We start from the raw sequence: 11132 nt of genomic DNA on the forward strand, positions 1-11132 counted from the left end.
CGTGCCCCGCCCGGCCGGCCCGCTTCCCGGAGGAGATCCGATGCCCACGCCCGTCGCACCACGCAGCAACCCGACCGCAGTGACGCACGAGGTGACGAACCAGGCGCCTCCGCTCACCGGTCACGACGCCGCCGAGGACGCGGTGCTGCTCGAAGGGGTGCGCCGCGAGGGCGCCGCGTGGCACCTGGAGGAACTGCACCGCTTCGGCCGGTACGCCGGCAGCGAGGAGGCGCAGCACTGGGCCGACCAGGCCAACCGGCACGAGCCGGAGCTGCGTACGCACGACCGCTTCGGCCACCGGATCGACGAGGTCGAGTTCCACCCCGCCTACCACTCCTTGATGGACGCCTCGGTGCGTGCGGGTCTGGCGGGGGCCGCCTGGGCCGACGAGCGCCCCGGGGCCCATGTCGCCCGGGCCGGCGGCTTCATGCTGGCCACGATGCTGGAGCAGGGACACCTGTGCCCGGTCTCGATGACGTACGCCGTCGTCCCGGCGCTGCGCCGCTCCCCCGACCTCGCCAAGACGTATGAGCCGCTGCTGACCAGCAGGGTGTACGAGCCCGGGCTGAGCGCCCCCGCCGCCAAGCGCGGCCTGCTCGCCGGTATGGGGATGACGGAGAAGCAGGGCGGCACCGATGTGCGCGCCAACACCACGGCCGCGTCCGAGCAGGCCGACGGCACCTGGCGGCTGCGGGGGCACAAGTGGTTCACCAGCGCGCCGATGAACGACCTCTTCCTGGTGCTGGCCCAGTCGCCCGGCGGTCTGTCGTGCTTCCTGGTGCCGCGCGTGCTGCCGGACGGGAGCCGGAACACCTTCCGCATCCAGCGGCTCAAGGACAAGCTCGGCAACCGGTCCAACGCTTCGAGCGAGCCCGAGTTCGACGACACCGTGGCCTGGCTCGTCGGTGACGAGGGCAAGGGCGTGCGCACGATCATCGACATGGTGACGATGACCCGGCTCGACTGCGTGCTGGGGTCCGCCGCCGGCACCCGGGCCGCGCTCGCACAGGCGGCCCACCACGCGCGCCACCGCTCGGTGTTCGGCGTCGAGTTGATCGACCAGCCCCTGATGCGCAACGTCCTGGCGGACCTGTCCCTGGAGTCCGAGGCCGCCACGACCCTGGCCCTGCGCCTGGCGGGGGCCGCCGACCGCGCCCACCGGGGCGACGCCGGGGAACGTGCCTTCCTCCGCCTGGCCACCGCCGTCGGCAAGTACTGGGTGTGCAAGCGGCAGCCCGCCGCGGTCGCCGAGGCCCTGGAGTGCCTCGGTGGCAACGGCTACGACGAGGCGTCCGGGATGCCGCGGCTGTACCGCGAGGCCCCGCTCAACGGCATCTGGGAGGGGTCCGGCAATGTCAACGCCCTGGACATGCTGCGGGCGTTGACGCGGGAGCCCGATTCCCTGGAGGCCCTGAGCGCCGAGATCGGGGCGGCCACCGGAGCGGACGCGCGCCTCGACGCGGCCTGGCGGGAGCTGCGGGCCGAGCTGGCCCGGCCGGAGGACGCGCAGCTCCGGGCCCGCCGGGTCGTCGAACGGGCCGCGCTCGTCCTGCAGGGCTCGCTGCTGGTGCGCCACGCGCCGGCGGCGGTGGCCGACGCGTTCTGCGCGTCGCGTCTCGCCGGGGACCGCGGGCTCGCCTTCGGCACCCTTCCCGCGAGCACGGACTTCGCGGCCCTGCTGGGGCGGCTGCCCGCCTGACCCTCCCGCTCAGGTCCCGGGGGTTCGGTGCGGGTCCCGCGCCGGGGCCGGTCCGTCGCGCTCGCGGAGGTAGGCGTCCAACTCGGCGGCCCCGGCCAGCATCGCGCGCCCGCGCGCGGCCAGCCGGGCGTGCCAGTCGCGCAGAGCCGCGGCCAGCGGCTCCAGGCCGCCGGCGGCCCGCACCTGGGCGATCAAGGGGGCGATCTGCTCCAGGCGGTAACCGCCCCGCCTGAGTTGGTGGGCCAGTGCGGCGTCCCTTACGTCGGTCCCGTCGTACACCCGGTATCCGGTCCGCGGGTCGCGGCGCGGGGTCACCAGACCGGCGTGCTCCCACTTCCGCAGCGTGGCGGGCCTGATGCCCAGCTTTCCCGCCAGCGGTCCGACGAACATCCCGCCGGGGCCCGACCCGTCGCCGGGTACGGGCCCGAGGTCGCGGAGGGCTCTCTCGACGGCGTGCAGGGTCCGGCGGTCCTCCAGGAGCTGGGCGTGGCTCTCGTCGACGAGGCGGAACGCCTCCTCCCGCTCGTCTTGGTTCACCGCCCGCATGATCGACGTCGCGGTCCCGTGCCCGTGTCCGGGGATCAGCGCGAGGAACGTCGCCAGGGCGTGCGCGTGCCGCGGTGTGTAGGTGCGGTAGCCGTGGGGCGTGCGTCCGGCGGCGGGGAGGATCCCCGCCGCTTCGTAGTTCCTCACGGCCTGCGTCGACAATCCGTGCCGACGGGCCAGGTCGACGGGCCGCAGGCGTCCTGCTTTTTGAGGGTTTTGCCTCATGAGCCCGAGGATATCGCGGCAAAGTCTCCACCGAGGGTTCAACGATACGGTGGAGGCCATGGCCAACGACATCAAGGACATCGCCCACGCCGTCGAGGCGGCCTCCGTCATGAGGCTGTTCGCCTCCCCGCCCCTGATGCTGACCCTGGGCGAGCCCACCCACGGGGTGGACGCCCCTCTCCGGCTGCGCAACGCCCTCTTCCGGCAGCTCGTCGAGGAGGAGGGCTACCGGACCATCGCCGTCGAGAGCGACTGCGTGGCGGGAGCGCTGGTGGACGACTACGTGACGACGGGCGCGGGCGACCTCGACGACGTGCTGGAGCGGGGGTTCAGCCACGGCCTCGGCGCGTCCGCGGCCAGTCGTGAGCTGGTGCGCTGGATGCGCGCGTTCAACGCCGGCCGGCCCGCTTGCGACCAGGTCCGGTTCGCCGGCTTCGACGGCCCGCTGGAGATGGCCTGGGCCGCGAGCCCCCGGGAGACCCTCACCGCGCTCCACCGCACGCTCACCGACCACGTGGACCCGGGCCTGATTCCGTGCACTCCCCAGACGCTCGACCGGCTGCTCGGCCCCGACGACCGGTGGACCGACCCGGCGGCGATGCTTGATCCGTCCGCGTCCTTCGGGCGGTCGGCCGAGGCCGGGGAGCTGCGGCTCCTCGCCGATGATCTGGGGGCGCTGCTCCACGCCTGGACGCCGCACCTGATCGCGGCGACCTCACGGGACGCGTTCGACCGGGCGCGGCTGCAGGCGCGGGCCGCCTCGGGGCTGCTGCGGTACCACTACTGGATGGCCGACTCGTCATCGAGCCGGCTGGCACGGCTGACGGGCCTGCGGGATCAGATGATGGCCGACAATCTGCTCGCGCTCGCGGAACGGGGACCGGTTCTGGTCCACGCCCACAACAGCCACCTCCAGCGAGACGTCAGCTCGATGCGGATGGGCGGCCGGCGGCTGGAGTGGTGGAGCGCGGGGGCCATCGTGAACAGCCGCCTGGGCGAGGAGTACGGCTTCCTGGCCACCGCGTTCGGAACGATGCGGCACCAGGGGGTCGACGTCCCGCCGCCGGACACCCTCGAAGGGGCCCTGTACGCGTTCCCGACCGGGCCCTGCCTGGTGGACGCCTCCGAGCTGGCCGCCGCCGTCGCCGCCACGGACCCCGTACGGCGCACATCCCCGTACTTCGGCTATGCCCCGCTCGACCCGGCGCACCTGGCCCGCATCGACGGAGTCGTGTTCATCGGGGACGTCCCCGATGACTGAAGCCGCTCCTCGCCGCGCCGCGCCGAGAGCCCCCGCGCGTCCGGACGGGTGAATCGCCTTCCGGGCAGGAATAGTTGGACCGGACCGTTGTTGATCACACCATGACTTCTGAGATTTCCGGGACGGGCAGGACCTTCGGACGCGTGGGGATCTGGAGCGGTGCGCTGCACGCGTCACGCGTGGACGACGCGGGCGGGAAGGCGATCGTGGAGGCGCTCGCCGAGCTCGACGAACTGGGCTACGGCACCGTCTGGATCGGCGGCAGCCCGACGCCCGGGGACGCCGCCGCCGTCGTGGCCGCCACCCGCTCGATCACCGTGGCCACCGGCATCCTGAGCATCTGGAACCACACGGCGGAGGAGGCGGCGGCCGCGATCGCCGCGATCGATCCGGACGCGCGCCGTCGCTTCGTCCTCGGCCTGGGCGTCAGCCACGGACCGATGGTGCCGCAGTACGCGAAGCCGTACAGCGCGATGGTGGCCTACCTCGACGCCCTGGACGCCGCCGATCCGTCCGTGGGCTCCGGCCATCGGGTCCTGGCGGCTCTCGGGCCGAAGATGCTGAGGCTCGCGGCCGACCGGTCGCTGGGGGCGCACCCCTACCTCGTCACCGCCGAGCACACCGGTCAGGCTCGCGAGGCGCTCGGTCCCGACGCCCTGCTCGCCCCGGAACTGACCGCCGTGCTGGACACCGACCTCGACCGGGCCCGCACCACCGCCAGGACGATGCTCGCGATGTATCTCCAACTGCCCAACTACACCGCCAATCTGCTGCGCCTGGGCTTCGCGGAGAGCGACTTCGAGGGCGGCGGCAGCGTCCGTCTTCTCGACGCCCTCTTCGCCCTGGGCGACGTGGAGCGGGTGACGCTCCGGACGCGGGAGTATCTCGACGCGGGCGCGGACCATGTCGCGTTGCAGGTGCTCACGGCCGACGAGGGCGGCGCCGGGCTGCCGCGCGCCGAGTGGCGCGAGCTGGCCGAGGCCTTCGGCACCGCACTCTGACCGACGGCACCTCCACCCCTCCCCGCACTTCGGGCGCCAATCGGGCAGCGATCACGCGAATGCGGGCGCCCCGGACAGCCGACGCGACGGCTGTCCGGGCCGTGACCAGCACGGTCTCACCCGGAAAACGGGCACGAACGGGCTGAGGGGATCCGGTGAAGTAGCTGGTCGTGGCACCGTGAGTGCTTGTACAAACGACACATGAGCCCGAACGGACAGACGGGCTCCGCCCGAAACGGGCGCAGCAGCGACCAGGGAAGTGCGCCGTGGACACCGAGGAACGCCGTCGGGGAATTCTGGACACGGCACGGCGGGAGGGGTCGGTCGGGGTGAACGCCCTCGCTGACCTGTTCAAGGTGGCCAAGGAGACCGTCCGCCGCGATCTGCACGTGCTGGAGGAGCACGGGCTCGTCCGCCGGACCCATGGCGGCGCCTACCCGGTGGAGTCGGCCGGCTTCGAGACCACGCTCGCCGTCCGCACCACCCGTAACGTTCCGCAGAAGTCGCGCATCGCGACCGCCGCGGCCGATCTGCTCGGTGACGCCGAGACGGTCTTCGTCGACGAGGGCTTCACCCCGCAGCTCGTCGCCGAGGCGCTCCCCCAGGACCGGCCGCTGACCGTGGTCACCGCGTCCCTGGCGGTCGCCACCTCCCTCGCGGGGGCCGAGAAGACCTCGGTGCTCCTGCTGGGCGGCCGGGTGCGCGGCTCCACGATGGCCACCGTCGACCACTGGGCCTCCCGGATGCTCTCCGAATTCGTGATCGACCTGGCGTTCCTCGGGGCCAACGGCATCTCCCGCGAGTACGGTCTCACCACCCCGGACCCCGCCGTCGCCGAGGTCAAGGCGCAGGCGCTGCGCAGCTCCCGGCGCAGGATCTTCGCCGGGATCCACAGCAAGTTCGGGGCAGTGAGCTTCTGCCGGTTCGCCGGGGTCGGCGACTTCGAGACGATCGTCACCGACGCCGGACTCACCTCGGCCGAGGCCCAGCGCTACTCCCTCCTCGGGCCTCAGGTCATCCGCGTCTGACCGGATCCCCCGGGCGGCCCCTTTGCCCGCACGGCCGACGCACCGCACCACCGCTCCAGCCGCGTTCCCCCACCCGCCGGGGCGTGGCTCGCCATGCCCGCAACCACCCGATCACCGAGCCGCTACGACTGATCAGGAGCCCCCATGCCTCATCCAGGACGTCGCAGCCGACCACGTATGCGTGGGCGGACCTGCGCCGTGACCGCCGCACTGGCCCTGCTCGCCACCGGCTGCGCCGGAGCGGGCGGGACCTCCTTCGGGGGCGGCGACGCGCTGAACGTACTGATGGTGAACAACCCGCAGATGGTCGAACTGCAGAAGCTGACGGCCAAGCACTTCACGGAGGAGACCGGTATCAAGGTCCACTTCACGGTGCTGCCCGAGAACGACGTGCGCGACAAGATCAGCCAGGACTTCTCCAACCAGGCCGGTCAGTACGACGTGGCCACCATCAGCAACTTCGAGCTGCCGTTCTTCGCGAAGAACGGCTGGCTGCACTCCCTCGACGCCTATGCGAAGGCCGACGCGGCCTTCGACCAGGAGGACATTCTCCCGCCGTTGCGGGAGTCGCTGACCGCCGAGGACGGCAAGCTCTACGCCCAGCCCTTCTACGGCGAGTCGTCCTTCCTGATGTACCGCAAGGACGTCTTCGACCAGCAGGGCCTCACCATGCCCGGGAAGCCGACCTGGGAGCAGGTGGCGAAGCTCGCCGAGCAGACGGACGGGGCGGAGCGCGGGATGAAGGGCATCTGTCTGCGCGGGCTGCCGGGCTGGGGCGAGGTCATCGCCCCGCTGACCACGGTCGTCAACACGATGGGCGGCACCTGGTTCACCGAGGACTGGGAACCGCGCCTGACCGCACCGGAGTTCAAGAAGGCGACCAAGTTCTACGTCGACCTCGTGCGCGAGCACGGGGAGCTGGGCGCCCCGCAGTCCGGGTACGCCGAGTGCCTGAACAACATGACGCAGGGCAAGACCGCCATGTGGTACGACGCCACGGCGGGCGCCGGATCCCTGGAGGCGAAGGGCTCCCCGGTGAAGGGGAAGATCGGGTACGTCCCCGCCCCGGTGGAGCAGACCGACAGCTCGGGCTGGCTCTACACCTGGGCCTGGGGCCTGCAGAAGGCGTCCAAGAAGTCCGACGACGCCTGGGAGTTCGTGTCCTGGGCCTCCAGCAAGGAGTACGAGGAGCTGGTCGGAGCCACCAGCGGCTGGTCCAACGTCCCGGCGGGCAAACGGGCTTCCACCTACGCCAACCCCGACTACCGAGCGGAGGCGGGCGCGTTCGCCGACGTCACCGAGCGGGCCATCTCCGAGGCCGATCCGAAGAACCCGGGCACCCAGCCCCGCCCGACGGCGGGCATCCAGTTCGTCGGCGTACCGGAGTTCACGGACCTGGGCACCCGGGTGGCGCAGGAGATCAGCGCCGCCATCGCGGGCCGCCAGTCGGTGGACGCCGCGCTCGCCGCCTCCCAGAAGCTGGCCGAGAAGGTCGCGGAGGAGTACCGATGACCGTCACCGCGACCAGAGAGACCGCGACCGCTCCGCAGACACCGGCCAAGACGCCGGGCGGCGGCAGCAGGCGGCGCGCCTGGGCGACCCGCGCTCCCCTGTTGCCGGCGCTGATCTTCCTGATCGCCGTCACCCAACTGCCCTTCGTGGCAACCCTGGTGATCTCGCTCTTCGACTGGAACTCCCTCAAGCCGGAGAAGCGCCACTTCACCGGTCTGTCCAACTACGCGTCCGTCTTCACCGACGAGGCGTTGCGCGAATCGGTCGTGACGACCGTCGTCCTGACCGCGACCGTCGTGATCGTCAGCGTCGTGCTGGGACTCGTCTTCGCCCTGCTCCTGGACCGCACCTTCTTCGGCCGGGGGTTCGTGCGCACCCTGCTGATCACCCCGTTCCTGCTGGTGCCGGTCTCCGCCGCGCTGCTGTGGAAGCACGCGCTCTACAACCCCGAGTACGGGCTGTTCAACGGCGCGCTCACCTGGTTCGGCGAGCTGTTCGGCATCGAGTCGATCGCCCAGCCGGAGTGGACGTCCGAGATGCCGCTGATCGCCATCGAGGCGTCGCTGGTGTGGCAGTGGACACCGTTCATGATGCTGATCCTGCTCGCCGGACTGCAGAGCCGGCCGGCGGAGATCATGGAGGCCGCACGGCTGGACGGGGCCGGGCCCTGGCAGATATTCCGCTATCTGACCCTGCCGCATCTGCGCCGCTACCTCGAACTCGGCATCCTGCTGGGATCGGTGTACATCGTGCAGAACTTCGACGCCGTGTTCACGATCACCTCCGGCGGTCTGGGCACCGCCAACCTCCCGTACACCGTCTACGAGACCTTCTACCGGGCCCATGAGTACGGGCTGGCGTCGGCGGCGGGCGTGGTCGTGGTGATCGGCACGATCATCATCGCCACCTTCGCGCTCCGGGCGGTCTCCTCCCTCTTCCGTGAGGAGGCGAGCCGCGCATGAGCGTCTCGACCGTGTCTTCCCCGTCCGTCACATCGTCCGCCGGCGGACCCGAGCGCAAGGCCCGTCGGCGCTCCGCGGCCCTGGGCGTGGTCGCCTGGGTGGTGGGCATCGGCTTCTGTCTGCCGGCCCTGTGGATGGTGCTGACGTCCTTCCACGCGGAGGCCGACGCGGCGACCAACCCGCCGTCGCTCGCCGCCGCCCTGACGCTGGACGGCTACCGCACGTTCTTCGGCGGCGGAGGCGGCCCGACGCCGTGGCCCCCGCTGGTGAACTCGCTGGCGGCCTCGTTCTTCTCGACCGTGCTGGTGCTGCTGCTCGCGCTGCCGGCGGCGTACGCGCTGTCGATCCGGCGGGTGCGCAAGTGGACGGACGTGATGTTCTTCTTCCTGTCCACCAAGATGCTGCCCGTCGTCGCCGGGCTGCTGCCGGTCTACCTGTTCGCGAAGAACACGGGGCTGCTGGACAACATCTGGCTGCTGGTCCTGCTCTACACCTCGATGAACCTGCCGATCGCGGTGTGGATGATGCAGTCCTTCCTCGCGGACGTCCCCGTCTCCATCATCGAGGCGGCGCAGGTAGACGGGGCCCGGCTGCCGACGGTGCTGCGCCGGGTCGTCGCCCCGGTCGCCGGTCCCGGGATCGCCGCGACCGCCCTGATCTGCTTCATCTTCAGCTGGAACGAGCTGTTGTTCGCACGGGTGCTGACCGGCGTGGTCGCCGGGACCGCACCCGTCCACCTGACCACCTTCGTCACCAGCCAGGGCCTCTTCCTCGCCCAGCTGTGCGCGGCGTCCGTGGTCGTGTCCCTGCCGGTGCTCGTCGCCGGCTACGCCGCCCAGGACAAACTCGTCCAGGGCCTCTCGCTGGGAGCAGTCAAATGAGGGCAGCCATCGTCGAAGCCGTGGGCAAGGTCTCCGTGACCACCGTCCCGGACCCCACGCCCGGCCCGCGCGACGTGGTCGTCAAGGTGGCGTCGTGCGGGCTGTGCGGCACCGATCTCCACATCCTCCAGGGCGAGTTCGCGCCGACGCTGCCGATCGTGCCGGGGCACGAGTTCGCCGGGGAGGTCGTGGGCCTCGGTGCGGACGTCACCGAGCTGTCCGTCGGCGACAAGGTGGCCGTGGACCCCTCGCTGCACTGTCACGAGTGCCGCTACTGCCGTTCGGGCCGGGGCAATCTCTGCGACAACTGGGCGGCGATCGGCGTCACCGTGCCCGGGGGCGCGGCCGAGTTCGCGGTGGCGCCCGTCGCCAACTGCGTACGTCTGCCGGAGCACATCGACGTCCGGGACGCGGCGCTGATCGAGCCGCTGTCCTGCGCGGTGCGGGGCTATGACGTCCTGAACGGCAATCTCGGGGCCCAGGTGCTGATCTACGGGTCCGGGACCATGGGCCTGATGATGCTGGAGCTGGCCAAGCGCACCGGTGCCGCGTCCGTGGACATGCTGGACGTCAACGCCCAGCGGCTGGCCACCGCGACGACCCTGGGCTGTACGGGCGCTGCAGCCCGCGCCGAGGAGCTGGACCGTCCGGGCGGCTGGGACGTCGTCATCGACGCCACCGGCAACGCAGCCGCCATCCAGGACGGTCTGGGCCGGGTGGCCAAGGGCGGCACGTTCCTCCAGTTCGGCGTCTCGGACTATGCGACGACGGCGGTGATCGAGCCGTACCGGATCTACAACCAGGAGATCACCATCACCGGGTCGATGGCGGTCCTGCACAGTTACGAGCGGGCCGCGGCGCTCTTCGCGAGCGGGGTGCTGGACGCGTCGGTGTTCATCAGCGACCGGCTGCCGCTGGAGCAGTACCCGCAGGCGATCGAGCGCTTCCAGGCGGGGATCGGCCGCAAGATCGTGGTGGAGCCGTGACGGACGCGTCGTCCTCGGGCCCCGGCCCCGGCCGGGGTGCCGGCTCCGTCCTCGTGCTCGGCGAGGCGCTGGTGGACCTGGTGCCGGCCCACGGGGACGCCGGGGTCCGGACGGCGCAGCCGGGCGGTGCGCCCGCCAACGTGGCGGTGGGCCTGGCCCGTCTGGGCGGGCGGCCGTCCTTCGTGGGCGGGCTCGGCGACGACGCCTTCGGGAGCCGCATCGAGGCGTGGCTGGCCGGGGCGGGCGTCGATCTCTCGCTCAGCGCCCGGTCGGCGCTGCCCACGGCGCTCGCGGTTGCCGACCCGGGCGACCACGGGAACACGTACCGCTTCCACCTCGGGTCGACGGCGACCTTCGAGCTGCCCGACCGGACGGCGGAGGCGGCGCGCTTCGGCGCGGTGTACGTGGGCGGGCTCGCCGCGGTCGTCGAGCCGGCGGCGGAGGTCGTGGCCGCCACCGCGCGGGCGGCGGCCCACGGCGGACTGCTGGCGGTGGACCCCAATGTGCGCGAGGACCGCACGCTGGACCCCGTACGGAGCCTGGACCGGCTGCGCGAGTTGGTTTCGCTCGCGCACGTCGTGAAGGCGAGCGACGAGGATCTGGTGCGGCTGTGGCCGGACGCGGAGCCGGAGGCGAGCTGCCGCAGGCTCGGCTGGTCGTGCTGACGCGGGGGGCTCGGGGGGCGACCGCGTACGTCCAGGACGCCCCGGCGGTCTCCGTCCCCGCTGTGCCGGTGCGGGTGGTGAACACCATCGGCGCGGGTGACGCGTTCATGGCGGGGATGCTGACCTGGCTCGGGAGGGAGGGCGAAGGGCGGACCGAGCTGTCCGACGGGGAGGCGCGGGCGATGCTGGCGTACGCGGCGGGGACGGCAGCGTCGGTCTGCGCCCGGGCGGGAACGGAACCCACGGCCCCGCTTGGGGTGTGAACCCGGCGCTCGTCGGGCATCAGCATGAGGACCCGAGTTCCGCACGGCCCTCCCCCGGCCCACGGAAACCGCCGCGGCCCCGCCAAGCTTCTCGGCTTGGCGG

At 72.0% G+C, this 11132-nt stretch carries 9 protein-coding genes and 1 pseudogene; 9 read left to right on the plus strand and 1 reads right to left on the minus strand.

Going from position 1 to position 11132, the window contains the following annotated elements; genetic code table 11:
• The first annotated feature begins 40 nt into the window (after window positions 1–40).
• Window positions 41–1699 (plus strand): acyl-CoA dehydrogenase family protein, encoded by a 1659-nt coding sequence (locus tag ACFWRV_RS07775; protein WP_384329765.1) that lies wholly within the window; start codon window positions 41–43, stop codon window positions 1697–1699.
• Window positions 1700–1708: 9 nt separating this feature from the next.
• Here the strand turns inward: ACFWRV_RS07775 and ACFWRV_RS07780 are convergent, their stop codons facing one another.
• Entirely contained in the window at window positions 1709–2470 is a 762-nt protein-coding gene (locus ACFWRV_RS07780) for a TioE family transcriptional regulator (protein WP_384329768.1), read from the minus strand.
• Between the two features lie 58 nt (window positions 2471–2528).
• On the opposite strand from ACFWRV_RS07780, the gene ACFWRV_RS07785 reads away from it, so the two are divergent.
• From ACFWRV_RS07785 to ACFWRV_RS07820, 8 genes and pseudogenes are all read left to right on the plus strand, one after another.
• Window positions 2529–3731, plus strand: coding sequence for an erythromycin esterase family protein (locus tag ACFWRV_RS07785; protein ID WP_384329771.1), 1203 nt, complete (start codon window positions 2529–2531; stop codon window positions 3729–3731).
• 101 nt (window positions 3732–3832) lie between these two features.
• Window positions 3833–4732, plus strand: coding sequence for an LLM class F420-dependent oxidoreductase (locus ACFWRV_RS07790; protein WP_384329774.1), 900 nt, complete (start codon window positions 3833–3835; stop codon window positions 4730–4732).
• 266 nt (window positions 4733–4998) lie between these two features.
• Window positions 4999–5760, plus strand: coding sequence for a DeoR/GlpR family DNA-binding transcription regulator (locus ACFWRV_RS07795; protein ID WP_384329777.1), 762 nt, complete (start codon window positions 4999–5001; stop codon window positions 5758–5760).
• Between the two features lie 144 nt (window positions 5761–5904).
• A complete protein-coding gene (locus ACFWRV_RS07800) occupies window positions 5905–7272 on the plus strand; it encodes an ABC transporter substrate-binding protein (RefSeq protein WP_384329780.1) in 1368 nt (455 codons plus the stop codon).
• Window positions 7269–8234 (plus strand): carbohydrate ABC transporter permease, encoded by a 966-nt coding sequence (locus tag ACFWRV_RS07805; RefSeq protein WP_384329783.1) that lies wholly within the window; start codon window positions 7269–7271, stop codon window positions 8232–8234. Before ACFWRV_RS07800 ends, ACFWRV_RS07805 begins: the two co-directional genes overlap by 4 nt.
• Complete coding sequence (locus tag ACFWRV_RS07810) at window positions 8231–9115, plus strand: carbohydrate ABC transporter permease (protein WP_384329786.1); 885 nt, start codon at window positions 8231–8233, stop codon at window positions 9113–9115. Before ACFWRV_RS07805 ends, ACFWRV_RS07810 begins: the two co-directional genes overlap by 4 nt.
• The gene (locus tag ACFWRV_RS07815; protein WP_384329789.1) at window positions 9112–10101 is read left to right on the plus strand and encodes a zinc-dependent alcohol dehydrogenase family protein; all 990 of its coding nucleotides are present in this window, start codon (window positions 9112–9114) and stop codon (window positions 10099–10101) included. Before ACFWRV_RS07810 ends, ACFWRV_RS07815 begins: the two co-directional genes overlap by 4 nt.
• Window positions 10098–11029, plus strand: a pseudogene (locus tag ACFWRV_RS07820) (carbohydrate kinase). The gene ACFWRV_RS07815 and the pseudogene ACFWRV_RS07820 overlap by 4 nt, the downstream one beginning before the upstream one ends.
• Window positions 11030–11132 lie beyond the last annotated feature (103 nt).

Origin of the sequence: Streptomyces sp. NPDC058576 (assembly GCF_042718715.1) — a bacterium.
Lineage (GTDB): Bacteria > Actinomycetota > Actinomycetes > Streptomycetales > Streptomycetaceae > Streptomyces.